This is a genomic window from Rhizobium sp. 10PS4 (assembly GCF_032464805.1).
GTDB classification, from domain to species: domain Bacteria; phylum Pseudomonadota; class Alphaproteobacteria; order Rhizobiales; family Rhizobiaceae; genus Rhizobium; species Rhizobium laguerreae.
This window is the reverse complement of sequence record NZ_JAWDIW010000004.1, coordinates 15,576-40,743: the sequence shown is the minus strand read 5'-3', so window position 1 is coordinate 40,743 and position 25,168 is coordinate 15,576. Positions and strand designations below refer to the sequence as shown.

The 25,168-nt window shown below is 60.9% G+C and carries 24 protein-coding genes; 9 read left to right on the top strand and 15 right to left on the bottom strand.

The window, feature by feature from the left end:
- Nucleotides 1–149: 149 nt before the first annotated feature.
- Complete coding sequence (locus RWJ89_RS08270; protein ID WP_316030831.1) at nt 150–2,522, top strand: alpha-amylase family glycosyl hydrolase; 2,373 nt, start codon at nt 150–152, stop codon at nt 2,520–2,522.
- Between the two features lie 21 nt (nt 2,523–2,543).
- On the opposite strand, the gene RWJ89_RS08265 is transcribed toward RWJ89_RS08270, so the two are convergent.
- Nucleotides 2,544–2,732 (bottom strand): hypothetical protein, encoded by a 189-nt coding sequence (locus RWJ89_RS08265; RefSeq protein WP_027665837.1) that lies wholly within the window; start codon nt 2,730–2,732, stop codon nt 2,544–2,546.
- A gap of 156 nt (nt 2,733–2,888) precedes the next feature.
- Nucleotides 2,889–3,191 carry a hypothetical protein gene (locus RWJ89_RS08260; protein ID WP_221998748.1) on the bottom strand — a complete coding sequence of 101 codons (303 nt, stop codon included), beginning with the start codon at nt 3,189–3,191 and terminating at the stop codon, nt 2,889–2,891.
- A gap of 146 nt (nt 3,192–3,337) precedes the next feature.
- Between RWJ89_RS08260 and RWJ89_RS08255 the strand changes: the two genes are divergently transcribed.
- The 6 genes from RWJ89_RS08255 to RWJ89_RS08230 all read left to right on the top strand — a co-directional run bounded on the left by RWJ89_RS08255 (nt 3,338) and on the right by RWJ89_RS08230 (nt 9,029).
- Nucleotides 3,338–3,733 (top strand): hypothetical protein, encoded by a 396-nt coding sequence (locus RWJ89_RS08255; protein WP_221998747.1) that lies wholly within the window; start codon nt 3,338–3,340, stop codon nt 3,731–3,733.
- 201 nt (nt 3,734–3,934) lie between these two features.
- Nucleotides 3,935–4,765: a metallophosphoesterase family protein gene (locus RWJ89_RS08250; RefSeq protein ID WP_221945993.1), complete on the top strand. Its 831-nt coding sequence runs from the start codon at nt 3,935–3,937 to the stop codon at nt 4,763–4,765.
- Nucleotides 4,762–5,988, top strand: coding sequence for an ABC transporter ATP-binding protein (locus RWJ89_RS08245; protein WP_131666077.1), 1,227 nt, complete (start codon nt 4,762–4,764; stop codon nt 5,986–5,988). The genes RWJ89_RS08250 and RWJ89_RS08245 overlap by 4 nt, the downstream gene beginning before the upstream one ends.
- Nucleotides 5,981–6,904 (top strand): carbohydrate ABC transporter permease, encoded by a 924-nt coding sequence (locus tag RWJ89_RS08240; RefSeq protein ID WP_316030830.1) that lies wholly within the window; start codon nt 5,981–5,983, stop codon nt 6,902–6,904. The genes RWJ89_RS08245 and RWJ89_RS08240 overlap by 8 nt, the downstream gene beginning before the upstream one ends.
- Nucleotides 6,901–7,737 carry a carbohydrate ABC transporter permease gene (locus RWJ89_RS08235; RefSeq protein ID WP_077980994.1) on the top strand — a complete coding sequence of 279 codons (837 nt, stop codon included), beginning with the start codon at nt 6,901–6,903 and terminating at the stop codon, nt 7,735–7,737. The genes RWJ89_RS08240 and RWJ89_RS08235 overlap by 4 nt, the downstream gene beginning before the upstream one ends.
- 26 nt (nt 7,738–7,763) lie before the next feature.
- The gene (locus RWJ89_RS08230; RefSeq protein WP_131642672.1) at nt 7,764–9,029 is read left to right on the top strand and encodes an ABC transporter substrate-binding protein; all 1,266 of its coding nucleotides are present in this window, start codon (nt 7,764–7,766) and stop codon (nt 9,027–9,029) included.
- A gap of 49 nt (nt 9,030–9,078) precedes the next feature.
- On the opposite strand, the gene RWJ89_RS08225 is transcribed toward RWJ89_RS08230, so the two are convergent.
- Nucleotides 9,079–10,074, bottom strand: a complete 996-nt coding sequence (locus RWJ89_RS08225; protein ID WP_316030829.1) for a substrate-binding domain-containing protein — start codon at nt 10,072–10,074, stop codon at nt 9,079–9,081.
- 229 nt (nt 10,075–10,303) lie between these two features.
- Between RWJ89_RS08225 and RWJ89_RS08220 the strand changes: the two genes are divergently transcribed.
- On the top strand, nt 10,304–13,222 hold the full coding sequence (locus tag RWJ89_RS08220) for a M16 family metallopeptidase (protein ID WP_316030828.1): 2,919 nt from the start codon (nt 10,304–10,306) through the stop codon (nt 13,220–13,222).
- Here the strand turns inward: RWJ89_RS08220 and RWJ89_RS08215 are convergent.
- The 3 genes from RWJ89_RS08215 to RWJ89_RS08205 all read right to left on the bottom strand — a co-directional run bounded on the left by RWJ89_RS08215 (nt 13,165) and on the right by RWJ89_RS08205 (nt 15,742).
- Nucleotides 13,165–13,917, bottom strand: coding sequence for a GNAT family N-acetyltransferase (locus RWJ89_RS08215; RefSeq protein WP_131666080.1), 753 nt, complete (start codon nt 13,915–13,917; stop codon nt 13,165–13,167). The two genes, RWJ89_RS08220 and RWJ89_RS08215, sit on opposite strands and share 58 nt — an antisense overlap.
- Entirely contained in the window at nt 13,917–14,405 is a 489-nt protein-coding gene (locus RWJ89_RS08210) for a MarR family winged helix-turn-helix transcriptional regulator (RefSeq protein WP_131666081.1), read from the bottom strand. Before RWJ89_RS08210 ends, RWJ89_RS08215 begins: the two co-directional genes overlap by 1 nt.
- 116 nt (nt 14,406–14,521) lie before the next feature.
- Nucleotides 14,522–15,742, bottom strand: coding sequence for an MFS transporter (locus tag RWJ89_RS08205; protein WP_316030827.1), 1,221 nt, complete (start codon nt 15,740–15,742; stop codon nt 14,522–14,524).
- 124 nt (nt 15,743–15,866) lie between these two features.
- Between RWJ89_RS08205 and RWJ89_RS08200 the strand changes: the two genes are divergently transcribed.
- The gene (locus RWJ89_RS08200; protein WP_316030826.1) at nt 15,867–17,375 is read left to right on the top strand and encodes a winged helix-turn-helix domain-containing tetratricopeptide repeat protein; all 1,509 of its coding nucleotides are present in this window, start codon (nt 15,867–15,869) and stop codon (nt 17,373–17,375) included.
- A gap of 47 nt (nt 17,376–17,422) precedes the next feature.
- Here the strand turns inward: RWJ89_RS08200 and RWJ89_RS08195 are convergent, their stop codons facing one another.
- The 9 genes from RWJ89_RS08195 to RWJ89_RS08155 all read right to left on the bottom strand — a co-directional run bounded on the left by RWJ89_RS08195 (nt 17,423) and on the right by RWJ89_RS08155 (nt 25,044).
- Nucleotides 17,423–17,956 (bottom strand): YidB family protein, encoded by a 534-nt coding sequence (locus RWJ89_RS08195; RefSeq protein ID WP_316030825.1) that lies wholly within the window; start codon nt 17,954–17,956, stop codon nt 17,423–17,425.
- A gap of 263 nt (nt 17,957–18,219) precedes the next feature.
- Nucleotides 18,220–18,555, bottom strand: a complete 336-nt coding sequence (locus tag RWJ89_RS08190; RefSeq protein WP_020049945.1) for a hypothetical protein — start codon at nt 18,553–18,555, stop codon at nt 18,220–18,222.
- A gap of 619 nt (nt 18,556–19,174) precedes the next feature.
- A complete protein-coding gene (locus RWJ89_RS08185; RefSeq protein ID WP_316030824.1) occupies nt 19,175–20,530 on the bottom strand; it encodes an adenylate/guanylate cyclase domain-containing protein in 1,356 nt (451 codons plus the stop codon).
- Nucleotides 20,531–20,663: 133 nt separating this feature from the next.
- Nucleotides 20,664–20,951, bottom strand: coding sequence for a copper-binding protein (locus tag RWJ89_RS08180; RefSeq protein WP_020049947.1), 288 nt, complete (start codon nt 20,949–20,951; stop codon nt 20,664–20,666).
- A 22-nt stretch (nt 20,952–20,973) separates the two neighbouring features.
- On the bottom strand, nt 20,974–21,453 hold the full coding sequence (locus RWJ89_RS08175) for a cupredoxin domain-containing protein (protein WP_020049948.1): 480 nt from the start codon (nt 21,451–21,453) through the stop codon (nt 20,974–20,976).
- A gap of 30 nt (nt 21,454–21,483) precedes the next feature.
- Nucleotides 21,484–22,830 carry a multicopper oxidase family protein gene (locus RWJ89_RS08170; protein ID WP_131666944.1) on the bottom strand — a complete coding sequence of 449 codons (1,347 nt, stop codon included), beginning with the start codon at nt 22,828–22,830 and terminating at the stop codon, nt 21,484–21,486.
- Nucleotides 22,831–22,845: 15 nt separating this feature from the next.
- Nucleotides 22,846–24,312, bottom strand: a complete 1,467-nt coding sequence (locus RWJ89_RS08165) for a TolC family protein (protein ID WP_131666945.1) — start codon at nt 24,310–24,312, stop codon at nt 22,846–22,848.
- Nucleotides 24,309–24,536, bottom strand: a complete 228-nt coding sequence (locus tag RWJ89_RS08160) for a hypothetical protein (protein ID WP_017960474.1) — start codon at nt 24,534–24,536, stop codon at nt 24,309–24,311. The genes RWJ89_RS08165 and RWJ89_RS08160 overlap by 4 nt, the downstream gene beginning before the upstream one ends.
- Before the next feature lie 94 nt (nt 24,537–24,630).
- Complete coding sequence (locus RWJ89_RS08155) at nt 24,631–25,044, bottom strand: hypothetical protein (protein ID WP_206116619.1); 414 nt, start codon at nt 25,042–25,044, stop codon at nt 24,631–24,633.
- Nucleotides 25,045–25,168: the final 124 nt, after the last annotated feature.

The window sequence follows — 25,168 nt, the reverse complement described above, 5'->3', positions numbered from 1 at the left end:
CATGATATGTTGTCCTGAATGTGGCCCGTTCCGGATCGCATTGAATGCCGAATCTATGCTTGCATTTTTGTATTCAGCCGGCTGATCATGCCCGAGTGAGATGGCCGCATGAGCGGGGACCGCAAATCCGACACGGCTTGGAGGATCCGATGACCGTCAATGTTCAATTCCGGTTTCGCAGCGGTTTGCCTTCGATGGCGTTCGACAATGTCCGTCTCCGCGGCAGTTGGGACGAGCAAGGCCGTCCCTCGAACGGGTGGACGTCTCATCCGATGCAGCGCTCTCGTGACGAGGATGGCTATGATGTTTTTGTCGCCCGCGTGCCCTTTCCCGATGGCGAGATCGGTACGCATTTTCGCTGGGGGATCGAACTCGATCGGCCGGGCATTCCAGACCTATGGGCGATCGCCGCTGAATTGGACGATGAGGCCTCCTCGCGCCGCGAATGCTCCTTCCATCTCCAGCAGGGAATCGGGCCGCAGACCTATTATCTGACGTGGATCGGCCGTCTGGGAGCGAACCGGGTTGAGAAGCCCAACAGTTCCGACGGCATCCGCTTTTCGGTCTGGGCGCCAAACGCCAGGGCGATTTCGCTCGTGATAGCCGATCCTGCCATCGGCTACGTCGCCGACGACGGCACCGGAACGGTCGCAACCATCGGGATGCGAAGGACCGTTGATGGATTCTGGAGCGTTGAAACCGGCGAGGACGACGGCCTTTCCGATTTCGACAGCATGGTCGGCACGCCCTATATGTACCGCATCACCAGGGATGATGGATCGGTTGCTTACCGCACGGATATCTGGTCGCTCATGCAGATCGGCGCCGGAGACTTCGATCCGGATGGAGCCGTCTATCACGGATCGCCGGCGGCATTGGACGGACCGCAAAGCTGCTCGGTCGTCTGCGATCCGAAGCGGGTCGTACTTCCATCCGGGCAGGAGGTTGCCGCCGAGACGTTCTGGGTTGACGAATTCGTTGGCGGCCGAACACTTCCGGAGCGGCTCGAGGATCTGGTGATCTATGAATTGCACGTCGGCGCACTCGGTTTCGGCAAGGCCGCGCCCGGCACACTTGATGATGCCATTGCCTTCGTTGAGCATCTGTCGGCGCTCGGCGTCAACGCCGTGGAACTGCTGCCGATTGCGGAATTCGAGACCCGGGCCAACTGGGGTTACGGCACGTCGCATTTCTTTGCCGCCGACCAGGGGGCTGGCGGTACCGATCGGCTGAAGATGTTCGTCAAGGTCTGCCACCAGCGCGGCATCGCCGTTATCCTCGATGTCTGTTATAACCACTTCGATCCGGATGGCGAGCGGGCGCAATGGGCCTATGATTCCACCGATCACACCCGCAACATCTATTATTGGTATGAGGGACGCCCCGGCGACTACGCCGATCCGACAGGCGGCTATATCGACAACATCTCCACGGGATGGGCGCCCCGCTTCCATGAGGAAGCCGTGCGCCAGCTTTTCATCTCCAGCGCGGCATTTCTCGTCTCCGTCTGCCATATCGATGGTTTCCGCCTTGATCAGACCAGTTCGATCCATCAATATCCGGTGCTGCATGCCGATGGCCGGCGCGCCGATCGGGCCGCGGCCTTCGGGGCCAAGTTTCTGAAGCAGTGGACCCGCACGATGCGGCTGATCAAGCCGCAGCTTTTCCTGACGGCCGAGGATTATTCGGATTGGTCGGCGATGACCGAGCCAAGCCTGACCGGCGACGGGCTCGGCTTCGATGCGACCTGGTACGGTGATTTTCATCACAACCTCGTCGAATATCACGGCGGCGCGCAGGCGCAGCTGTTGAAGAATGCCGGTTTCGGCGACAAGCGGGCGCTGACCATGTCGTCTCTTGCCGGCGCGCTGCAGACGAGCGCGCGATCCAAGGTGGTCTACAACCAGTCGCATGACGATTGCGGCAATCGTGAAGGATCGGCGCGAACCGCTGTTATCGCCGTCAATTTCGCGCCAATCGCCGGTGAGACCAGGGCGTGGGCGGAGGCGAGATCCCGGTTCGCAGCGGCGATGACGCTGCTATCGCCAGGGACGCCGATGTTTTTCATGGGTGAGGAAATCGGCGCCCAGAAACCCTATCGCTACAATGATTTCCTCGAGAACCGGGAGAATATTCTCGGCGAAGCTGATGGTAGCGGCGCGGGGATGCTCAGCTGTTATCGCGATCTCATCGCGCTCAGCGTCCATCAGGATGCTATTCGATCCCGCAACATCGCCATTCCCGTGGTTCACGACGAAAATCGGGTGATCGCGTTTCATCGATGGAACGATGGCGAGGATTGCCTCGTCGTGGGGTCGCTGAACGACGCTCCCTTCGAACACGGCTATCGGCTGCACAGCGAACGTCTGGGCGATGACCTCTGGGAGGAGATCTTCAACACCGATGCTCAGATATATGGCGGCTGGAACGTCGGTAATGGCGGCGGAAGAATCAGAGCAACGGCGGGAGTGCTGAATGCCGTGTTGCCGGCATCAGGCGTTCTGGTCTTTCGCAGGCTCTGACGCTTCCGACGTCCGATATGGTCAGGCAAAGCCGAGCGGCAGGTTTTCCACTTTCCTGTCATTGCCGTAGTCGCGCTCATGCGGCGAGCGACGACGGCCGTCGCGGCGAGCGGAAAGATCGATCCGGTTTTCGGCAAAGATCCCATCGGGATAGGTGCCGGTGTCATGGCAATCGGCGTCGATCTTGGGTGCAAGGATTTTCAGGATCATCGGGGTTCCTCCACGGCGCAGCATCAACAGTTGGAAAGGTTGTCTGGTTCCATTCATAATCCCGCAATTATTAATAAATTAACCATAAATGCCGGTCTTCGGCAAAGGAGATCGCCATCGGCCTAGCCGGACAGCCGCGATCGTTCTCAGGAACGTTCAATGGACGTTTGACGACGAGGACATCGACGCCAGCATTCCCTCGCTCGCGCGGACCAGCCGCGCTATGCGCGCCAGCACTTCGGCGCCGGCCTCTGTCTCGGCAATCGTGGTTGCCATGCTCTCCAATCCGTCCGCTACCTCGATCAGCGCTGGCAGCATGTCGGCGCGTCCGACTGCTTCGGCCGATCTGGCGAGTTTTCGCAGCGCCTCCGAATAGCTCGATATCAATGCGCGTTTCCGATCTGCCGGAATATCGCAGAACGAGCGTTTTTCAGAGGGCGACAGTGGTGACTTCGACATGGACGCGACCTGTTGAACCTCGAACGAACTCGCATCCGCATTATCTGTTCCCGAGCCGGTCAATCGTCGCGAGGGCCGGCCGCTTGCATTGAAATGGAACTCCGGACCTGGATGGCCGTTGAGGTGCATGAACACAGGAGGTTTCCATGCAGCTGATCGATACTCGGGTGACGCAGGCCGGCGACATCTTCACCGTCGAATTCCTGGGCGAGGGAGGAGAATCGATTTCCGTCAAAATCGACAACTCCCATGGCGAGCTCGACGACACGACGGCGGTCGACCACGCCAAGGTCATGATGGTTCAGGTGACCGCTTTTGCCGGCGCGGAAGCAGACGGCAGCATCAACCGTTATGATGCCTTGAGCAACGGCAATTTCGACGAAGGCAGCAAGGGCTTGATCGGCCAGCCGAGTGCGCGTTCGGCCGGCGACAGGCAAACGCTGGAAGAGGAACTCGATGAAGGCCTCGAGGACAGCTTTCCTGCAAGCGACCCTGTCTCGGCAACGGTATCATCCATTCCCGCCAACGCACCACGGCACTGATTTCACCGCGATCTCAATTCCAAATGCAGGCGAAGGCTGCCCTGGTTCCCGCCGACAGCCTTCTTATTACATGACAGCTTGATGTCAAAACTGAGAAACAGGTGAAAACTCCAGCTGTGTGATTGACATGAGAGCCTTCTAGAGAGGGCACGAGAAGGGAGCGCCCGTGAGGCGCTGCCGACGTCTCGGAGACGCGCCCCCATGAAAATCATTCAGATCACCGACACCCATTTCAGCCCCGGCAAGCCGCATTTCAACGGCAATTGGGCCCCGCTTTTGACCTGGATCGAAGCGACCGGCGCGGACCTGATCGTCCATACTGGCGATCTCACTGTCGACGGTGCCGACAAGGGCGACGACATCACCTTTTCAATGGACCTGATGCGTCAGGTGTCGATCCCGATGCTGATCGTCCCCGGCAATCACGATGTCGGCCACCTCAAGGGATCGGACCAGCCCGTCAATGCCGAGCGGCTGTCCCGCTGGCGCAGCCTTGCCGGCGACGACCGCTGGCTGGAAGATGCGGCCGGCTGGCGCTTCATCGGCTTGAACTCATTGCTTCTCGGTCATGAGGATGACGAGGAAGAAGCTCAGTTCGAATGGCTCGACCAGGCGCTGTCCGACAGGGCAGGGCGGCGGATGGCGCTGTTTGCGCACAAGCCGCTGTTCGTCGATGCACCCGACGAAGGCGATACCGGATATTGGAGCGTTCGCCCGGCTCAGCGCCGGCGGCTCTATGATCTGATCGCTGCTCATGACGTGGCGCTGTTTGCAAGCGGCCATCTCCATTGGGCCTGGCAGGGTCGCTTCGGCAATACCCAGCTGACATGGGGTCCGTCGGCCGCCTTCATCATCGACAAGATGGAGCGCGAGATGCCGGGCGAGCGCCTGATCGGCGCTGTTGTCCACGAGTTCGATACTGGTGTCGAAAGCACGATCGTCGCCGTTCCCGGCATGACCGCGCATGTGCTCGACGATGTCGTGCACGAGGTCTACCCCCAGGCGGTCAAGCAGCGGGAACCCGTCGAATGAGCGCGCTCTCGCTTCGCGGCATTGCTAAGGCGTTCGGCGGCAACCAGATCCTTGATGGCGTCAGCCTGGATGTCGCCGCCGGCGAATTCATCGCGCTGGTCGGTCCTTCCGGGTGCGGCAAGAGCACGCTGTTGCGCGTCCTTGCCGGCCTCGACCACGCCGACCAGGGCGAGATCCTGATCGGCGGCAAGGATATGTCCGGCGTTGCGGCCGCCGACCGCAACATCGCCATGGTCTTTCAGTCCTACGCGCTTTATCCGCATCTGACGGCCTCTGAGAATATCGCCGTGCCTTTGGCGATGCGTCGGTTGTCGAGGATGCAGCGGCTGCCCTTCATCGGGTCGTTGATGCCGGGCCAGAGCGCCACCCGTAGGACGATCTCCCGCGACGTCAGGGATATGGCGACATCGCTGAAGATCGATCACCTGCTCGACCGCAAGCCCGGCCAGATGTCGGGCGGCCAGCGTCAGCGCGTGGCGCTGGCCCGCGCCATGGTGCGCCAGCCGAGCATCTTCCTGATGGACGAACCGCTCTCCAATCTCGATGCCAATCTGCGCGTTCACGCCCGAGGCGAGATCGTCGACCTGCATCGCCGCGCCGGCGTGCCGACGCTCTATGTCACTCACGACCAGGCGGAAGCGCTTTCCATGGCCGACCGTGTCGCCGTGATGATGGGCGGAAAGTTGCTGCAGATCGCCAGCCCCGAGGTCATCTACGACGATCCCGCCCATATTGAGGTCGCCCGCTTCATCGGCCAGCCGCGCATCAATCTGCTGCCGGCCTTTGCCGAAGGCGGCGTCATTCTCTGCGGCGGCCTGCGCCTGGCGCTTGAGAATGCGCCCGTCGGCAAGATGCCGGTCACGCTCGCCATTCGCCCGGAATTCGTCTTTGTCTCCAAGAGCCGGCATGACGGCCTTGCCGCTAGTATCGAACGCGTCGAATTCCTGGGCTCCGAAGTCATCCTCCATTGCCGGCTGGACGCGATCGGCGAGACTATCGTCGCCAAGGTTCAACCGGCCGAAGCCTCCGGCCTTGTTGCCGGCGATCCGGTCGGGCTGCGGCTTTTGCCCGACCGCACGCTGATCTTTGCCGAAGACGGCAGCCGGCTGGCCGGCGGCGTTGCAGTGGGTGATGCAGGGCTCGGCGCTGCCGATGCCGGGCTCGCTACAAGCGATGCCGGGCTCGCAATAAGCGATGCCCAGCGGGAGAGGGCGCATGGCTAGCATCGTCTCCATGGCCGTGCCGCAGGATGCCGCCGTTGCGCATCGGCGCAGCGAGGCCCGCATCGCCTGGATGCTGGTGATGCCGGCGATGGTCCTGCTATTCCTCTTCGTGCTTTTGCCGGTTGCATCAGTCATCGTGCTCGGCTTCACCGATTTCGAACTCGGCTACGGCAAGTTCCGTTCCGTCGGCTTCGAGAATTACGCGCATTTGGTCACCGACCGCACGTTTCGCAAGTCGCTGTGGAATACGACGGTCTATACCGCGGTCGTAGCACCCGTCTCGATCCTTCTCGGTCTCGGCATCGCGATGTTGATCGAGAGCGAGACGAAGGCGCGCAGCTTCTTCCGCACTGCCTATTTCCTCCCGGTCGCCTCGCTGATCGTCGCTATGGCGACCGTCTGGCAATATATGTTCCACCCCACAATCGGCCCGCTCAACGCACTGCTCGCCCTCGTCGGGATTCCCGGCCCGAACTGGCTGGGCAGCTCCGGCACGGTGCTTTACAGCCTCTCGATCATCGGCGTCTGGCAATCGGCCGGCTTCAATATGGTGCTGTTCCTGGCCGGACTGACGGCAATCCCGCGCGAGCTTTACGCGGCAGCCGAAGTGGACGGCGCCAGATCCTCCCTCGACCGGTTCCTGCTCGTCACCTGGCCGATGCTCGGGCCGACGACGCTTTTCGTCATCACCATCAGCATCACCAATTCAGTCAAGGTCTTCGAGACGGTGAAGACGCTGACCGAGGGCGGCCCGAACAAGGCGTCGGAGGTGCTGCTCTTCACGATCTACCAGGAAGGCTTCGTCTATCTGCGCGTCGGTTATGCCTCCGCGATGACGGTGGTCTTTCTGCTGATCCTGGTGGTGCTGATGTTCCTGCAGTACCGCGTTCTCGATCGCCGGGTGCATTACACATGATGACGAACGCTTCTTCCCTCGGCAGGATCATCCGCCTGGCGCTGCTTTCGCTCGGCGCAATCATCTTCCTGTCGCCCTATGTCTTCATGATCTCGACGGCCGGCAAGGCCCAAAGCGACATCTTCACCTCGTCGCTGTCGCTGATCCCGGCGCACTTCACCTATGCCGAAAATTTCGCCAAGGCCTTGAGCCGGGTACCGATGGCGCATCTGTTGTGGAACGGCGTCGTCGTCTGCGGGCTGATCTTCTTTTTCCAGGTGCTGGTGGCGATCCCTTGCGCCTACGCCATGGCAAAGCTGCGCTTCGGCGCCGCCCGCGCCATGATGGTGCTTGTCATGCTCGGCCTGCTAGTGCCGATCCATGCGACCGCGCTGCCGCTCTATGTCGCCTTCGACCGCGCCGCGCTGCTCAACAGCTATGCCGCCCTGGTCGCGCCCTTCACCATTTCGGTCTTCGCAATTTTCATGTTCCTGCAGTTCTTCCGCGCCATGCCTGATGATCTCATCCATGCCGCACGTCTCGACGGTATGTCGGAACTCGGAATCGTCGCCCGCGTCATCGTGCCGAATGCCTGGCCGGCGGTCACGGCCTTCGCCATCTTTTCGGTCGTCGCCCATTGGAACGATCTCTACTGGCCGCTGATCGTCATCAGCAAGCAGGACTATGCCACACCGCCGCTCGGCCTGATGTATTTCCGCGCCGCCGAGGCCGGCGACGACTACGGCGCGCTGATGGCGGCGACCCTCACCATTACCCTTCCCCTCGTCATCGCCTTCCTGCTTGCGCAGAAGCGCTTCGTCGAAGGCATCACCATGACCGGTCTCAAAGGCTGACCGGTTTCAACCCAGGAGAACGAGCGATGAAACATATCACCCAGCTTCTCGCCGCAGCGGCCGTCTCGATGGCAATCGCGCTTCCCGCGCATGCCGAGACGACGCTGACGGTTCACTACCCGATGCCGGGCTTCTTCAAGGACGTGATGGACACGATCTCGAAGAAGTTCATGGAAGAAAATCCCGATATCAAGATCCAGTTCGCCAGCCCGTCGGCCACCTATGAAGAAGGCATCCAGACGATCCTTCGCCAGGTCGGCACCAGCGAAATGCCCGATATCACCTTCATCGGCCTCAATCGCCTGCGCATGCTCGACGAACGCGACGTCGCCGTCGACCTCGGTCCGCTCGTCCAGAAGGACGGCAACATGGGCGAGCAGGGCTTCTCCGACACGATCCTCAAGCTTGCTCAGGTCAAGGGCAAGCAGGTGGGCCTGGCTTTCGCGACCTCCAACCCGATCATGTATTACAACGCCGATCTCGTGAAGGCGGCCGGCGGCGATCCGGAAAATCCGCCGAAGACCTGGGATGAGGTCATCGCGCTCGGTGGCAAGATCAAGGCGCTCGGCAATGGCGTCGACGGCATCGACTTCCGCTGGCAGGGCGACGACTGGATGTTTTCGGCACTGCTCTTCGGCGCCGGCGGCAAGATGCTGAGCGACGACGAAAGCAAGGTTGCCTTCAATGGGCCGGAAGGCCAGAAGGCCGTCGAAGTCTTGCATCGCCTGGTCACCGAGGGCGGCATGCCCGTGTTCACCAAGGCCGCCGGCGAACAGGCTTTCGCAGCCGGCAAGGTCGGTTTTGAGTTCCAGACCACGGGCGCGCTGCGCAACACGATCAAGAATGTCGGCAACAAGTTCGATCTGCGCACGGCCAAGATCCCGCTGATCGATCCGGTAAACGGACATCTGCCGACCGGTGGCAACGCCGTCGTCATCCTGACGCATGACGCCGCCAAGCAGGATGCCGCCTGGAAGTTCGCCAAATTCGCCGCCGGCCCTTATGGCGCTTCCGTCGTCGTGCCCGGCACCGGTTATGTCCCGAACAACGAGCTTGCCGCCAAGTCGGCCGATTATCTCGGCGATTTCTACAAGCAGAACCCGCTATTCCAGGCAGGCCTCAGCCAGATGCCGGTGATGATCCCCTGGTATGCCTTCCCAGGCTCGAACGGCGTCAAGGTTACGCAGACGATCGTCGACAACCTCTCGCGCATCGTCGACCAGTCGGCCGAGCCGAAGGAAGCACTCGATGACGCAGCCGCCGATGTCGAGGGCATGCTGCCGCGCAGCTGATCGTCGTCTTCGTCAGGAATTGGGCCGCCGCGAAGACGCGGCGGCCTTTCTATTCCAGGGCAGGGGTGATGACGCGCACGGTGCCGCCGCGGCGAAGCGTATAGGCGACATTGAGATGGCGGGCAGGGGCGGCATTCTCCGCCATGTCGAGAAGCAGCGAGGCGGCCGTCGCCCCCATGCTGGCATCCGGCATTTCGATGGTCGTGAGGGGCGGATCGATCAGCCGGCCGATGGCAATGCCGTCGAAGCCGGCGACCGAGACATCCCCAGGCACTGAAAGCCCCTCGCGCTTCAGCGCACCGATGACGCCGAGCGCCAGAAGATCGTTGGAGGCGATGATCGCCGTCGGCGCAAGCGAGATCACCGGGGCCGCGAGATCAAGTTGGTCGTAACCGCTGACGAACGGGATCTGTACGGCATCGAGCGCTGTCAGCCCGTTCTCAGCCATGGCGTCGAGATAACCGCGGTAGCGAAGGTGGGCGCGGTCGGAGGCGGCGAAATTGCCGGAGAGAAATAGAATGCGGCGATGGCCCATGCCGATCAGAAATGTTGTGACCTCGCGGCCGGCGCCACGATTGTCGGCGGTAACAGCCGCCGGAAACTGCGCCGTCGGCAGGTTGTTGAGCAGCACGGTCGGCGGGAGCTTCGCAAGCAGCGCCTGGCTGGTCGACGGATTGCAGACGGTGAGGATCAGCCCGGTCGGCCGGTCGTTCAGGAGTGCTGCGACGGCATCGGCCTCGCGCGCCGGATCATAATTCGACTGGGCGATCAGGACGCCATGGCCGGCCACCAGCATGCGGTTCTGGATGCTCGACAGCGACGAGGCAAACACCGGATTGGTGATGCTCGGAATCAGCACGCCGATCACAGGCCTGCGTCCGAGCCTGCCGGCGGACGAGCCGGCCGGGCGATAACCGAGTTCGGCGGCCGCACGGCGCACCTTGCGCACCATCAGGTCGCTGGCCGGTCCGTTGCGGTTGAGAACCCTGCTTGCGGTCGCCAGCGAGCATCCTGCCCGGAACGCGACCTGCTCCAATGTCGCCATCGAAAACGCCTCCTGGTGACAGTATCGAGGCGCAATCCCTTAGGCGGGTTCGATGACATTGGTCTGACACCCACAGCATGATGCCGAAACCTGTGAGCAGTTTTCGGACGACATCATGCTCTAACTCTTTAATTGAGAACAGGATTCAGATTTTCGGCCGACCGGGCGTAAAATCATCCTGTCCTAGGGAGAGTTATCTACTTCTTATTCATTACAAACATGGAAGTTGATGGGGAATGCAACCTGTGGAATAGTCAGGTTGGCGCGATCTACCCTCTTCATTCTCATCACCTGGACAAGAATGTCTCACAAAAAAATGGAATGCTCCACGGTGTGGTGGTTTCTCGCGACGATCTCCCTCGCCGCAAACTTCATGTCGCCAGCCTATGCGGACAGCCCGTCCGTGCCCTGGCCACAAACGCAAAGCGACATCCAAGCCGATCCCCACGTGCGTTTCGGCATGCTCGCCAACGGCATGCGATTTGCGATCATGCGCAATGTCACGCCGCCCGGACAGGCGGCGATCCGTTTTCGCATTGGCTCCGGTTCGCTCGACGAAAACGACAACCAGCAGGGTCTGGCGCATGTTCTCGAGCACATGGCCTTCAAGGGTTCCACACATGTCGCCGAAGGGGAGATGATCCGTATCTTGCAGCGCAAGGGTTTGGCCTTCGGGCCGGACACCAACGCCCATACCTCATATGACGAGACTGTCTATGCACTCGATCTGCCCGAGGTCGATGCAGACACGGTTTCGACGGGCCTGATGCTGATGCGAGAAACGGCGAGCGAGTTGAGCCTCGATGCCAACGCCTTCGATCGCGAACGCGGCGTCATCTTGTCGGAGGAGCGGCTGCGCGACACACCGCAGTATCGCGCGGCGCTCGAAATCATGAATTCGTTGCTTGCCGGTAAGCGTGCGACCATGCGCGCGCCGATCGGCAAAGCCGACATCATCAGCAATGCGCCTGTGGCCCTCGTCCGTGATTATTACCGGGCCAACTATAGACCCGATCGGGCAACGCTGATCGTGGTGGGGGATATCGACCCCGCCGGCATGGAAACGGAAATCCGGCAGCGCTTCGGCGATTGGAAGGCCGTGGATCCGGCGCCGGCAAAACCGGATCTCGGCACGCTGGTGACGAAAGGCGAAAGCGCCGCCCTCATCGTTGTTCCCGGCGGCATGACGAGCGTACAGGTCGCCTGGACACGTCTCTTTGACGCGGCGCCTGACACCTTCGCCAAGCGCCGGGCCGAACTTATTGAAAGTCTCGGACTTATGGTGCTCAATCGCCGGGTGAGCACCATCGCCGGCAAGGCGGATGCCCCGTTCATCAGTGCGGGTGTCGGCTCTCAGGATATCGTCGATTCCGCTCATGTCGTGCTGATTGCGGCGAACTCCGAGCCGGACAAATGGCAGGCGGCGCTCACGGCCATTGACCAGGAACAGCGTCGTATCCAGGAGTTCGGCGCTACGCAGGCGGAGATCGATCGCGAAATCCTCGACTATCGTTCGGCCCTGCAGGCTGCTGCGGCCGGAGCCGCGACGCGCACGACCACCGACGTCGCTTCCCTGCTGGCGAGCAGCGTCGATGACGATCAAGTCTTCACCTCGCCTGCCGAAGACCTCTCGCTGTTCGAGACGATGACGAACGGCGTCACGGCGGCCGAGGTCAATCAGGCGCTGCAGCGTGCGTTCTCCGGCAACGGTCCGCAGGTCGTGCTACAGACGGCCCAATCACCTGAGGGCGGAGCCGACGCGGTTCGGCAAGTCTACGATGCTTCGAATGCCGTTGCCGTCTCGGCGCTATCCAATGCAGCTGACGTCGCCTGGCCCTACGCCCATTTCGGCGCGCCGGGCGCCGTGGTCGAACGCCGCGCCGTCGACGATCTCGGCTTGGCCATGGTGCGCTTTTCCAACGGCGTACGGCTTACCGTCAAGCCAACCAAGCTGCGTGCCAACGAAGTGCTGGTGCGTGAAAATATCGGCGGTGGTCGGCTGGACCTGCCGCACGACCGTTCCGCCCCGATCTGGGCATCTCCGGCCGTCGTGCTGTCCGGCGTCAAGGCCATGGATTACCAGGATATCCAGAAAGCGCTGACGGCCAACATCGTCGGCATCGATTTCTCGGTAGGCGATAGCTCCTTCAGGTTCGACGGTCGTACAAGGACTGAAGATCTTGCAACGCAGCTGCAGCTCATGACCGCATACACCTCCGATCCCGCCTATCGCCCCGAGGCTTTCAAGCGTGTGCAGCAAGCCTATTTGAGCGGTATCGATCAGTATGAGGCGACGCCCGGCGGCGTTGTCAGCCGCGATTTCCCAGGTCTCGTCCATTCGGGCGACCCGCGCTGGACCTTCCCCGATCGCGCACAGTTGTCGGCCGCTCATCCAGACGATTTCGAGGCGCTGTTCCAACCTATGATCTCCAACGGCCCAATCGATATCACCATCGTCGGCGACGTGACGGTGGACGACGCGATCCGGCTGACAGCTGAAACCTTTGGCGCCTTGCCGCCGCGCTCGCAGACGACGTCGAGCGACGACGGGAGCGACGTGCGTTTTCCGGCGACGACCGAGAAGCCCGTTGTGGAGGCCCATAACGGCAGAGCAGATAACGCCGCCGCCGCGGTAGGGGTTCCCATTGGCGATTTGCTTTCCGACCTGCCGCGGTCCTTCACCGCCAATCTCGCCACCCAGATTTTCCAAAACAGGTTGATCGACCAGTTTCGTATCGCAGAGGGATCAAGCTATGTGATGGAGGGCGATGCTGACCTGTCAAGTGAACTCCCTGGCTACGGCTACGCATATTTCTACGTCGAGACAGACCCGGCAAAGGTCGCGCGCTTCTACGCACTCGTCGACGAGATCGCCAAGGATCTGCGGTCGCGTGATGTCTCCCCGGACGAACTCACGCGCGCCCGGGAACCCATTATCGAGACACTGAAGCATCAGCAGCAGGGTAACGAATATTGGATCGAATATCTGCACGGCGCTCAGACGGATTCGCGTGGTTTAGACCGGATACGCGACAATCTCAGCGGCTACGAGAAGGTTGCCGCCGCAGATATTCGCGCTTTTGCCACGACCTATTTCAGCCCGGAAAAATTCTGGAAATTCGAAGTGCTGCCGCCGGCGGTGCGATAGGTCGTGGGCACAGCTCGGGAACGGCGTTTGGCCACGCGCATGTTCATCTCCGCGCGAAGCGCAAAGCCGTGTGTCTTGTAGAGCGAAATGGCCGATGTGTTCGCCGCATAGGCGTGCAGATAGGCGGTGTCGCCGCTCGATGCGATTTCGCCGGCAACGAAGCGGAAGAGCAGGGTGCCGAGGCCGCGTCCCTGGAAATCGAGATGGGTGCAAAGCCCGCTGAGCTCGATGAAGCCTGTCTGCCGCATCCGTTCCCCGGCCATCGCCACGAGGCGGCCCTCGCTCTTGATCCCCCAGAAGCTGCCGAGGCTTTGGGCTCGCAACGTGAACGGCCCGGGTTTGGTCAGTGTCGCCAAATCAAGCATGTCGGCGGCATCGGACTCCGTCAGCGGTTGGATGCGAGGATCGGAAATCCGCTCATGGGGCCGCTCGGCAACCATCTGGACCACCGATGCCTCCGTTGCGACGGCAAGACCCGGTGGAATGGCGATCGGCCCGGATTCGACGAGAATCATGCTCTCCTCCTGCGAAAGCAGGTTCTCCAGGGCGTCGAGGCTCTCCGGCGTTTCGTCGGCGGACGCCGCGAAAGGAACGATGGAGGGAGGGTATCGCCGCGCGAACTTGCCGCCTTCGGCAAGATAGGCATGGGCGGTCTCCAGCGCGCTCCAGATCGGCCGGTCGAGGACATGGGGCATTATCGTTCCTCCTTGGCGGCGTTGCGGCGCGCAAGCGGCATCGCGGCAAGCCCGTCCTCGATGGCCGCAAGCTGTTCGAGGATCGGTCCGTCGAGATCGCCGCAAAGATCCGCAACGGCGGCGGCGATGCGCGGCCAGATCACCTTTTTCGAATAATCGACGAGGTCCTGTCCCTTGTCGGTCAGCGAGACCAGTCTGCGACGCTGATCATCCGGGGCCGGCTGCATGTCGACGTAACCGAATTCGAGAAGCTGGCCGATGGTGCGGGTTGCGCCGGGCTGGGTGATGCCCACCGCCTGCGCGAGCTCGCCGATCGTCAATGGCCCAGACCGGTCGATCGCTGCAAGGAATGGATATTGGCCCGCCTGAATGCTGAGACCGGCCTCGTCGATGACCTGCTGGGTATCGGCCTGCAGCCTTTCTCCGATGCGCCGCAGCCGGCTGCCCATGCACAGAAACCCCAGCGTCCGGACCACATCCTCGACCATGCCGATCTCCATTTGTATAGGAAGTTATATAACATGTTATATATTAAATGGCAATTCTTCTGAGCAAAGGGCCGGCAGGTCAAGCCGGGGCAGGGCGGCACGAGCAAGTGCCTCGATCAGCCCCGCCATGTCCTGGCCATCAGCAGCGCCGCCAGCACACAGCTGAGCAGGCCAAGGGAGAATGGCAGACCTTGATGTCCGATCAGTTGCATCGCCAGTCCTGTCGTGGGCGATCCGACGATGCCGCCGATACCCCATACCAAGGCGAAGGTCGCATTTCCGGCGATCAGGGCCTGGCCGGTGAAACGCTCGCCGAGCTGGATCAGCGACAGGGTGTAGATCCCAAACGAGACCCCGCCCCAGACGAAAACGAGCGGCCAGATAAGCCACGAATTGAAGGCCGACGGCAGCAGCAGGCAGCTGGCGAGGCAAGCCAGGACGCAGAAGAGCATCATCCGCGTCGAGCCGAACCGTTCGGCCAAGCGCCCGAGCAAAATCTGCAGCACGGCATTGCCGGCGATGAAACAGGTGATGAGCGAAGCGATGCGCTCCTCGGCGCTGCCGAGTGCTGCGCCGTAGACCGCGAAGAGGGAAAGCAGAATCTGCTCGAAGGCGGCAGCGGTAAAAACGGAAAACAACAGCAGTGGTGCCAGCGCGAAGAAGCGGCTCACCGTTGTTGCCTCGCCTTCACCAGGCATGTCGGGCAGGCGTGGGACGACCGCAAGCACGATCAGGCCGCAGAGGAGGAAGGCCGTAGTGCCGATCACGAAGGGCGGCCAACCCTCAGTGCCGGTGAGCCAGAGCGACAGCGGGCCGATGGCGAAGCCAGCCGAAACGATCGATGAATAAAGGCCCATAATCCGGCCCCGGCGCGGCGCCGGCGTGAGCGAGATCAGCCAGGTTTCGCTGATCACGTAAAGCGGATTGGCGAAGACGCCGAGCAGGAAGCGCAGCGGCATCCAGGCCCAGACGTCCTGCGCCCAGGCAATCGTCATTAGGGTGAGCGCGGCCAGGATTGAACACAGGATCGCCAGCCGCGCCCCACCCACGCGCCGCGAAAGCGCCGGAATGAAGGGCGCCGATAGGATGAAACCGAGCGGCGTCATAGCCGCCGACAATCCGATCAGGCCTGATGTCGTCCCTTGCCGCTCCAGGATGAAGCTGAGCAGCGGATAGGTCAACCCCTGCGCCACGGCAAATACCGTGACGGTCGCGATGATACCCGCCATCGCGGCCCATGGGATCCGATCCGCTCGCAGCGACGTCGTGCCGTGCAAATGCCGATCCGACACGTCCGCCGGCTCCACGCAGGAAATATCGTTCACGGCAACCTCCATAGGGTTTGAAGGCCCGGGGGCCTTTACCTGAAAGAGGATGAATTCTGCAGGACAGGGTGAGCGTCGTACTTAAGCTTTCCCAAAAAGTTCTCAAAAACGTCCAAACCGATTATAGATGCGCCCCATGCAGGGATCGCGCTTTGCCTTTGGTCCGTTCGTGCTTGATCCGGGGGCTGGAACGCTCCTTCGGAACAATGATCTCGTTGCCATTGGCCACCGCGGGGTCAAGCTGCTCGCTGCACTCGTTGAACGACCCGGCGAAATTCTCGGCAAAGCCGAGCTGATGGACGCGGCCTGGCCGGGCATATCAGTCGAGGAAGGCAACCTCACTGTCCAGATCGCCCAGCTGCGCAAGCTGCTCGGTCCGGCCGCCGACGGCGGTGAATGGATCTCCACGGTGCCGCGTGTCGGCTACCGCTTCACCGGCGCCATCGATCAGCTCGGCGGTGTGAAGCGAAAACCTTTGCCGCTGCACGACAAACCATCGATAGCGGTGCTGCCCTTCGTGAATATCAGCAACGATCCCGAGCAGGAATCCTTCGCCGATGGCCTGACCGAAGACCTGATCACCGACCTTTCCAGGATGCCGGGCCTGTTCGTCATCGCCCGCAGCTCGGCCTTCGCCTACAAGGGAAGGGCGATGGACGTGCGCGATATCGCCGAGGAGCTCGGCGTGCGTTACCTGCTGCAGGGTAGCGCAAGACGCGCAGCGGGACAGGTACGCATCAACGCCCAACTGGTCGATGCGGCAAGTGGCGATCATCTATGGGCGGAACGCTTCGACCGTAGCCTGGACCATATCTTTGCCGTTCAGGACGAGGTGACGGCCAAGATCGTGGAGGCCTTGCTCGGCCGGCTGCGCACACCGCCGCGGCGCAACCGGCCCAAGAATCTCGACGCTTACGATCTCTGCGTGCGGGCGCGCAAGCTGATGGATGATACGCCACAGACGGCGCGGGAAGCGCATCTGATGCTGACACGCGCGATTTCGCTCGACCCTGATTATGCCGAGCCCTATCGCTGGCTTGCCATAAACCACTGGATGGGTGAGGTGCATTCCGGCGGACCGACGGAGCCTACACGTAAGACTGCTCTGCAACTGGCGGGCAAGGCGGTGGCGATCGATCCCAACGATGCCGGCTGCCGCTGGATCCTCGCCTACCTGCTTGCCTATGAGCGCAGTTTCGCTGAGGCCGATGCGGAATTCGCCAAGGCGATCGAGCTCGACCCGAATGAGGCCGACACCTTTGCGGCCCTGTCCGACATCACGGTTCTCGCCGGGCGGGTCGGGGAGGGGCTTGAGCATATCGCCAAGGCCTTCCGGCTGAACCCGTTCCCGGCAAGCTGGTACTATCTGACGCTCGGCCAGGCACAATATGCCGCCGGCCAATACGAAGCCGCCGTCGAGACGCTACGCCGGGACGAGACCTATCGCACAAGCTCACGCCGTTTCCTTGCGGCAAGCCTTGCCCAACTCGGCCGGCTCGACGAGGCGCATGCCGAGGTCGAATTGTTCCTCGTCGCCAACCCGCATTTTTCAACCCGCCACTGGGCGGCGGCCGAACCGTTCCGTGACGCTCGGACGCTTGCGCATTTCATCGACGGCTACCGCAAGGCCGGTCTCCCCGAGTGATGCGCTGGCCGAGTGATGCGCTGGTGCGACGCAAAGACGGCCCGAAATTAGAGGGTGCCGGGCCGTCCGATGGTGGTCGCTTGACTTGCAGAAGACAAAAAGCTCTCTTCGGCGGTGGGTACTTTTCCCTCTGGAGTCAGGTCGTCGACAGCTTTCGGAAGATCGCGCTTCAGCCGCCCAAGAATCTCTTCATGCGACAGGCCGGTATTCGCCGCGATCTCGTTCAGAACGTCCGGGCCGAGTGCTTCCGCGAGCTGGCCGTCGTCGATGTCGGCATTCGGGCCGGGGCGTACCCATGACTCCGCCTTGTCGCCGTAACCATTCTGCTGAAATGTCTTCAGCAGATCGCCGAGCCCGCCGCTGACGATGCCGCCGGACGACAGGCCGCCGAGAAGGCCGCCGAGTCCGCCCGTACCGGCCAATCCACCAAGAAGGCCCCCAAGCCCGCCTGGCTGCGGATTTCCCGCGCCGGCCTGCTGTGGGTTCTGGATGCCGCGCAGGAGTTCCCCAATCTTGTCTCTGTTCTGGTAACCGGCAACAGCAAGAACGGCGAGAAGCGCCTTCATTGGACCGCTCATCATCATAAATCCTCCCATGGTGCGTCTACAGCGCCGCGCATCTTTCAAGACGTGAAAAAGACGCTGTAATAATTTGAATTTTCGATATATTTTCCATTGAGTCGATTCTGATTATGCCGTCGGATGGACACGAAGCTACTGCGAACTCCTGGGCACGTAGCAGCAATGCCCAAAGTGCCAAAAGGTTCCGCACCGGGTCGAAATAAGCCCACGGCCGCATTCGTCCGCGATCTCAATGCTCGGGCGTCCGCCAGCTTACGCCGCGGTCAGATTTCCGGGCAGCCGCGCCGGTTTGCGAAGACTATTCGTTCCGGTCCGCGGCGCGTCATCCCTTGGACAACGATGCTGCGGGGGGACATGCGGACGATCTGCGCCCTGCGAAGTCCTTCGCTGCGTGCGATGTCGAGAGCATCATCCGGATCGCAGCCGCGTGGTCCCCGCCGGTCGTATCGATCATACCGGTCTCGATCACGGTCGTATATGCCGAGGCCACCGGGGCCGACCCGCAGCTCCAAGTCCTGTGCGGCCGCGATCGTCGGCGCGATCGTCAACCCGGTTAAAGCCGCCGAGCCGATGAGTATGAATTGAAGAGATTTTCGCATGAGTACCTCCCATGGCCATGCCATCGCAATGACAACATCGACAAGAGCGTTTTGTTCCTCAAGCCAGGAGGAGGCGCCGCGGACGCTTCAAACAACCGTGTTCGACGCCGCCCACATCACTTCCTGCGGGGCGGGACCGCCGAACATATGGCGGCCAGACACCGGTTACTTTCCAAATAGTGATCGAACTGGATGGTGTGCTTCGCGTAGCCAAATGCGACCAGGTCGAGCGCATTTGCGTAGCTGTACTGCCATGGCTGCTCCTACAGTAGAATGGATAGCAGCCCGTCCGTTGAAGTGATATGATCTCGCATTCGCATGAACCACGGGAGGGGTGAATGCGTTGGTTTCTTACTGTATTTGTTGCCGGGCTGCCATTGGTTTCCAATGCGAAGGCAGCGGAAACATTGATTTTTCATACGGCTCATTTCGACGATGACACCGTTGTTAGCCTTGGCGTTTTAAGCAACCACACCGCAGAGCGAGCGGGATACGATTTCGATGTCCTGATCTCGCTTTCGCAGGACAATGCTGCGGGTGCTGGTTACAGCGATCCGGGAAAGCACCGAGCATTCGTTAAATGTGGCGATCCAGCCAAGGTGTCCGTCCGAGGTATTGACTACCCCGTGCACACATCGGGCGCGGGAGGCGATGACTGGAAGGACGATCTATGGAGGGCGGTCTGCACGCCGCCCGTCTCGTAACCAGTGTTTTCCTCGGCGGGAGTAAACCCCGCTTCGCGGTGTAAATACCACACGTCTATTGGATGCCGACGTCCCGGCAGACCCACCGAACTCTCAGGTATCCAAAGGGCGGTCGGAACTGGTTTACGCAGCTGGGCCATCAGCGCTGACGATACGACGAGTGGCGCATCGAATGATTTGGCCAACGATTCCAAGCGTTGGGCGACGTTAACCGCATCACCGATCACCGTGAACTCGCTATGACATCCGCTGTCTAGGACGCCGCCGATGACCGTGCCGTAGTGCAAGCCAATACCTGCGTTCAGGGCGGGATAGCCGTTCTGTACACTGTAGTTCTTCCAATCCGTGAGCGCATCGACGAGGTCTAGAGCACATGCCAAGGCGCGGTCTGCATCGTCTACTGTGGGGGAGGGTTGGCCGAAGACTGCCATTACGCCGTCGCCAATAAACTTATCGACGGTCCCGCCGTGTTCAAAAATGATGCCGGAAACAAGCTGCCGGTATTCCCGCAGCACCCAAGCCAGCTCGCGTGCTGGCGCAGTTTCGGCAAAGCTCGTGAAATCCCGCAAGTCAACGAACATTATCGCCGCGTTGCGACGTTCGAGATCGAGTGCCGAGCTGCCTTCCTCAAGGTCCGCGACCACGAGCGGCGAGAAGAAGCGTGAAAGATTGAGACGTCGCTCATCCGCTCGCAATGCCTCCTTGCGAGTCCGGTCGTGGTCCTTCGCAAGAAGATAGATCGCAAAGGCGGTGAAGCCGAAGCTGACCGTCAGACCCAGGTCCTGATTGAAGAACGATCCGACCAACGACACCGTGTCAGCCGTATGATGTCTGGCGGCCGTGGCCGCCAGCATGGCCACCCAGGAAACAAGGACGATGCCAGAGAAGATGAGGACGAGGCGACCATCCAGCTTGAGACCTACATGATTGAGCAGGATAAATGCCACCACCAAGCTGGTGGTCGTCAAATTGTGGTTTTCGGTCACCGGTCCGCTAAGGATATGCCCATATAAAATTGAGACGACCAACAGGGCATCGAGTACGACAAAGAGGATTTTCAGCCAGGAGCGATCAGGAAGGAATCGTGCTGTCACGACAGAAGTGATGCTGATGACGAGATAACTGATGACGACGATTAAAAGCATTCCTTCGGCACCTGCGTTGCCGCCCAGCAAGAGGTTGGCAAGAAGAATGGCGAAGGCGACAAAGCGCAGCAGGATTGAGCGAATTTCTCGCGCGTAGTCCCAATGAACGCCGATTGCAGATTTCATGGCGGGTCGTTACCGGAAGGTATTCGATTGCGCCTCGCGATAATGGACGCATTCGTTGTCACAGTTGGCGGATGGTGGTACGCGGCCGTCAGCGACGGCCGCGTACCAAGGACATCAGCGACGTGGAGTCGGCTTACTTGACCTCTGTGACGGTGAGCTTGCCGTTGACGCGCTCTGCGACAAACTCAATATTCGAACCTTCCTTCAGCCTTTCAAGCAGAGCCGGGTCTTCGACCCGGAAAACCATCGTCATCGCAGGCATGTCGAGGTTCTTCAGGTCCTCATGCTTGATGGTCACCTTGTTCGCCTTGGCGTCGATCTTGTTGACGACACCCTTGGTGAATTCCTGAGCGAACGCACCGAAGGCCGCGCTGGCAGAGATCAGGGCGGCCACGCTGATTTTGATCATGGCAGTTTTCATGTTCGTAGCTCCTCTTTGCGGATTATTTCCCGGCGACCGTGACGTCGCCGTGCATGCCGGCTTCATAGTGACCGGGGATCAGGCAGGCGAACTTGAACTCGCCGTCGGTGGTGAATTTCCAGACGATCTCGCCGGATTGACCCGCCGGAAGACGGATAGAATTGGCGTCGGCATGTTCCATTTCCGGGAACTTCTCCATGACCTTCTTGTGCTCCAGAATCTTGTCTTCCTGATCGAGCACGAATTCGTGGTCGATCGTTCCGGCATTCTTGATCGCGATCTTGACAGTCTGCCCCTTGCGAACGTTGAAGACCGCGGGGGTGAAGAGCATCTTTCCGTCGTCGGTTTCCTTCATCGTGACGCGGATTGTCTGTGTCGCCTTGGCCTTGTCGCCGGGTTCTCCGACAGCCATCTTCTCGCCGTGACCGCCGGCATGATTGCCGGAAGCGAGCGCTGGGGTTGCGAGGGCGACGAGCGCCAGTGCCAGTACATAGTTCTTCATGCGTAGATCCTTTCGATGTTGAGATGGACCTCAGCCGTTTGTCGGCTTCGGCGTAATTTGCGTTTTTGAGTCTTTGGCCTTGGTCGCGTCCGGAAGGTCTCCGGTCCACTCGAAGGCCTGCGTTCCAGGCGGGTTTTCGTACCAGCCAGGATCTGAGTAATCGTCTGCTGAGATCCCCTCGCGGACTTTCACGACCGAGAACATGCCGCCCATTTCGATGGGACCATGCGGCCCCCAGCCGGTCATCATCGGAACGGTATTCTCGGGGATGGGCATTTCCATTTCGCCCATGTCGGCCATGCCCTTCGTGCCCATGGGCATGTATTCCGGCTGCAGCTTTCTGATCTGTTCGGCGACCTTCGATTTGTCCGCACCGATGAAGGTTGGAATGTCGTGACCCATGGCGTTCATCGTGTGGTGCGATTTGTGGCAATGGATCGCCCAGTCGCCGAGATACTTGGCGTCGAACTCATAGGCACGCATCGCGCCGACCGGGATGTCGATGCTCACCTCCGGCCACCGCGCTTCCGGCCGCACCCAGCCACCGTCGGTACAGGTCACCTCGAAATCGTAGCCATGCATGTGGATCGGATGGTTGGTCATCGTCAGGTTGCCGACGCGGACGCGCACCCTGTCGTTCTTCGACACGACCAAAGGGCTGATGTCCGGGAACACGCGGCTGTTCCAGCACCACATGTTGAAGTCGGTCATCTCCATGATCCGTGGCACGTATGAACCGGGATCGATATCGTAGGCATTGAGCAGGAAGACGAAGTCCCGGTCGACGCGCATGAACTTGGGATCTTTCGGATGGATCACGAAGAAACCCATCATGCCCATGGCCATCTGCACCATCTCGTCGGAATGCGGGTGGTACATGAAGGTGCCGGATTTCACGAGGTCGAACTCGTACACATAGGTCTTGCCGACTGGAATATGCGGCTGCGTCAGGCCGCCGACGCCGTCCATGCCCGACGGCAAGATCATGCCGTGCCAGTGGATCGTCGTGTGCTCCGGCAGCTTGTTGGTGACGAAGATGCGGACGCGATCTCCTTCGACGGCCTCGATGGTTGGCCCCGGAGATTGGCCGTTGTAGCCCCACAGATAGGCGGTCATGCCGTCGGCCATCTCGCGTTCGACGGGCTCGGCGACGAGGTGGAACTCCTTGACGCCGTTGTTCATCCGATGGGGCAGGGTCCAGCCATTCAGCGTAACCACTGGCTGGTAATCTGGTCCCGATGTTGGTTGGAGCGGCGGCTGCATATCCGCCGATTCCATTGTCGGTGCGTCCGGCAAGCCCATTGCCGACGTCTTTGTCCAGGCGGCCGTCGAAAGCAGAGCGGCGCTGGCTCCAATGATCTGTCTTCTATTGAACATAGCGATGTTCCTTTCTCAATGACCGCCGCCAGCGCTGCTCTCAGAAGCAGAGGCAACTTCGGTCTCTGCTGACGCAGCCGAAGCGCCGCCGCCGTAGATCGCTGGCGCGAGGTTGGCTTCGGCCAGCCAGAAGTCGCGCTTCGCGTTGACGGAGAGCAGGATGGAGTTGATTTTGTCGCGCGTGTCGGTGAGCAGTTCGAACGTATTGGTGATCATGCCGTTGTAGGTCAGCAGGGATTCCTCTTCGACCTTGGTGCGCAGCGGCACGACGCTGTTGCGGTAGTGCCGCGCGATGTCATAGTTCGAGCGGTAAGCCTGGTAGGCAGATCGCGACTCCGACCGCACATTGACTGCCTTCTCGGCGAGCTGGTTCGCTGCCCGCATGTAAGCCAACTCGGCTTTCCTCATGCGAGCCTTGCCGGTGTCGAAGATTGGAATAGCGAATTCCAGCTCGGCAAATCCTGTCGTGTCGACCTTCTTGTCGCCGTCCTCGATTTCGCGCTCCGTTTCAAGCCCGGTTAGGATTTCCAGATCGGTCACATATCGAGTTGCCTCGGTCAGCCCATAGGAGCGAGCGGTTGCCTCCAACTCAAGTTTGGCGACTTGCAGATCGATGCGGTTGCGAAGCGCCTCCGCCTCGATTGTGTCGCGCTTCACGACAACCTTTGGCAGAGACGGCAGACTGTTCGGGACTTGATAGTCGAGGTCTGAACCCCAAAGCCCCAAAAGGCGTGTCAGCTCTTCCTTTGTGAGCCGGGCCGCCAGACGTGCCTTTGCGGTCTCTCCGGCCAGTTCAGCCACGAACACATGCTCGCGAGCCTGAGCGCCTTTGGCCATTGCTCCGGTCTCGCCCAGCTTCTGTGCCAGCTCGGAGGCCGCATCGGCCGTCGCTTGGGCGCGTTGCAACTGGCCCACATTCTCCCAGGCCGCAACGGCGTTTATCCAGGCGCGGCGGGTATCAGCGGCAAGCTGAAGCGTACGCACAGCAGCGTTCAACTGTGCTTGCCGGAACCGCGTGTCAGCGATTTCGATGTCACGCTTCTTCGTGGCAAGCGCCAGGATGTTGGTGACGACGGCCCCTTCGACTGTCTTGAAGGCTTCCAGCCCGGGCGTCCCGATGCCCGTCAAGCCAACGGCTACAGTCGGATTCAGGAACATTGTCGTTTGCCAGGCGTCGGCCGCGCTGTCGCCGAGATCGGCGTAGGCGGCCTGCAGTCCCTTGTTGTTGAGCAGCGCGATCTGGACGGCCGTCTCGACGTCGAGAGGCTTCGTTCGAGGAAGCAGGCTTTTGACTTGAGCTGCCGCCGATCGAGCCTGGTTCTGGTTCTGGATCCAGACGGTCTCTTTCGCCGTGACGGTGGCGGTCTTGTTGGCAACGGAGGTGAAGCCCGCCTCTTTGCGGGAATACTCGGCGCCTGTGACACAGCCGCTCAAAGCGAGCGGAAATGCCAGCGCCAAGATCAGTTTTCTGGTGCCGATCATGAGTCGTCTCCATTCATGGGAGACTGCAGATCGTTCTGTCTGCGCCAGGGCTTGGGATCGACCGGCTGCCGGGCGACGTAGCCTGCGATCGGCGACCTGTATGCCGCCGGAGGTGCGGACGGCTGATCGACCGCGGTGGGAAACGCCACCACGTCGGGAGGAAGTGTGGATGCGCAGCCGCCGACGATAAGCGGCAGCCCCACCACGAAAAGCGAGGGTTTCATTATGAAATTTCCGAATAGGAGATAGCCTTACGGCGCGCTCGCCCGGAAGCAGGCAAGCGTCCGACTAGACCCGATCAAACGGGTAGGTCTCTATTCAGATATTCGGGGGAAGGTGGAGGGGCGGCAGCTCGCCAAGGGTCGTCCGGTCGTCGATGAACTGCCGGATCGAGGTTACGACGGGTCCGTCGACATCCTGGCCTTCACAAATGATGCCGAGCCCGCCACAGAAATCCTTGCAGCATTCTTGCTTGACAGGCTTCGATGCGCCATCTGCGTCATCACTGCCGCCGCCCTGCGAATGGTCATGGGCAGCCATCTTCGTCATGTCATGGCCATCGTGATGCTGCATTGCATCGGACTCGGACAGTACCGCTGCCGCCTTGGGGAAGGAGGAGCCATGCATGGCGGCGCTGGCGTTCGATAGCGAGTACCCAGCCAGTGATACGATGATCACCAGCCGCATCATCACGAGCAGCCTGCTCATTGCGATTCGGTACATCTTGCCCATGCTCCTCGAACTACATGCAAAGCAGATCGATTTCAACTAAGAGCTATATCTCGCCGACGTTCGAGTCCTTTATGTGGCGCGAACATCACGTCGTGCACAAGCTGGGCTTCCAATAGTGGCAAGG

What these genes read in the sequence shown, in the direction of transcription:
- RWJ89_RS08240 (WP_316030830.1), top strand. Translation starts at nt 5,981, where the DNA reads ATGGCTAGCATCGTCTCCATGGCCGTGCCGCAGGATGCCGCCGTTGCG.
- RWJ89_RS08210 (WP_131666081.1), bottom strand. Translation starts at nt 14,405, where the DNA reads ATGGTCGAGGATGTGGTCCGGACGCTGGGGTTTCTGTGCATGGGCAGC.
- RWJ89_RS08185 (WP_316030824.1), bottom strand. Translation starts at nt 20,530, where the DNA reads ATGAAATCTGCAATCGGCGTTCATTGGGACTACGCGCGAGAAATTCGC.
- RWJ89_RS08260 (WP_221998748.1), bottom strand. Translation starts at nt 3,191, where the DNA reads ATGTCGAAGTCACCACTGTCGCCCTCTGAAAAACGCTCGTTCTGCGAT.
- RWJ89_RS08155 (WP_206116619.1), bottom strand. Translation starts at nt 25,044, where the DNA reads ATGGGCAAGATGTACCGAATCGCAATGAGCAGGCTGCTCGTGATGATG.
- RWJ89_RS08265 (WP_027665837.1), bottom strand. Translation starts at nt 2,732, where the DNA reads ATGATCCTGAAAATCCTTGCACCCAAGATCGACGCCGATTGCCATGAC.
- RWJ89_RS08230 (WP_131642672.1), top strand. Translation starts at nt 7,764, where the DNA reads ATGAAACATATCACCCAGCTTCTCGCCGCAGCGGCCGTCTCGATGGCA.
- RWJ89_RS08195 (WP_316030825.1), bottom strand. Translation starts at nt 17,956, where the DNA reads ATGATGAGCGGTCCAATGAAGGCGCTTCTCGCCGTTCTTGCTGTTGCC.
- RWJ89_RS08250 (WP_221945993.1), top strand. Translation starts at nt 3,935, where the DNA reads ATGAAAATCATTCAGATCACCGACACCCATTTCAGCCCCGGCAAGCCG.
- RWJ89_RS08235 (WP_077980994.1), top strand. Translation starts at nt 6,901, where the DNA reads ATGATGACGAACGCTTCTTCCCTCGGCAGGATCATCCGCCTGGCGCTG.
- RWJ89_RS08225 (WP_316030829.1), bottom strand. Translation starts at nt 10,074, where the DNA reads ATGGCGACATTGGAGCAGGTCGCGTTCCGGGCAGGATGCTCGCTGGCG.
- RWJ89_RS08270 (WP_316030831.1), top strand. Translation starts at nt 150, where the DNA reads ATGACCGTCAATGTTCAATTCCGGTTTCGCAGCGGTTTGCCTTCGATG.
- RWJ89_RS08215 (WP_131666080.1), bottom strand. Translation starts at nt 13,917, where the DNA reads ATGCCCCATGTCCTCGACCGGCCGATCTGGAGCGCGCTGGAGACCGCC.
- RWJ89_RS08165 (WP_131666945.1), bottom strand. Translation starts at nt 24,312, where the DNA reads ATGATCGGCACCAGAAAACTGATCTTGGCGCTGGCATTTCCGCTCGCT.
- RWJ89_RS08190 (WP_020049945.1), bottom strand. Translation starts at nt 18,555, where the DNA reads ATGCGAAAATCTCTTCAATTCATACTCATCGGCTCGGCGGCTTTAACC.
- RWJ89_RS08245 (WP_131666077.1), top strand. Translation starts at nt 4,762, where the DNA reads ATGAGCGCGCTCTCGCTTCGCGGCATTGCTAAGGCGTTCGGCGGCAAC.
- RWJ89_RS08170 (WP_131666944.1), bottom strand. Translation starts at nt 22,830, where the DNA reads ATGTTCAATAGAAGACAGATCATTGGAGCCAGCGCCGCTCTGCTTTCG.
- RWJ89_RS08160 (WP_017960474.1), bottom strand. Translation starts at nt 24,536, where the DNA reads ATGAAACCCTCGCTTTTCGTGGTGGGGCTGCCGCTTATCGTCGGCGGC.
- RWJ89_RS08180 (WP_020049947.1), bottom strand. Translation starts at nt 20,951, where the DNA reads ATGAAAACTGCCATGATCAAAATCAGCGTGGCCGCCCTGATCTCTGCC.
- RWJ89_RS08175 (WP_020049948.1), bottom strand. Translation starts at nt 21,453, where the DNA reads ATGAAGAACTATGTACTGGCACTGGCGCTCGTCGCCCTCGCAACCCCA.
- RWJ89_RS08205 (WP_316030827.1), bottom strand. Translation starts at nt 15,742, where the DNA reads ATGGAGGTTGCCGTGAACGATATTTCCTGCGTGGAGCCGGCGGACGTG.
- RWJ89_RS08200 (WP_316030826.1), top strand. Translation starts at nt 15,867, where the DNA reads ATGCAGGGATCGCGCTTTGCCTTTGGTCCGTTCGTGCTTGATCCGGGG.
- RWJ89_RS08255 (WP_221998747.1), top strand. Translation starts at nt 3,338, where the DNA reads ATGCAGCTGATCGATACTCGGGTGACGCAGGCCGGCGACATCTTCACC.
- RWJ89_RS08220 (WP_316030828.1), top strand. Translation starts at nt 10,304, where the DNA reads ATGGGGAATGCAACCTGTGGAATAGTCAGGTTGGCGCGATCTACCCTC.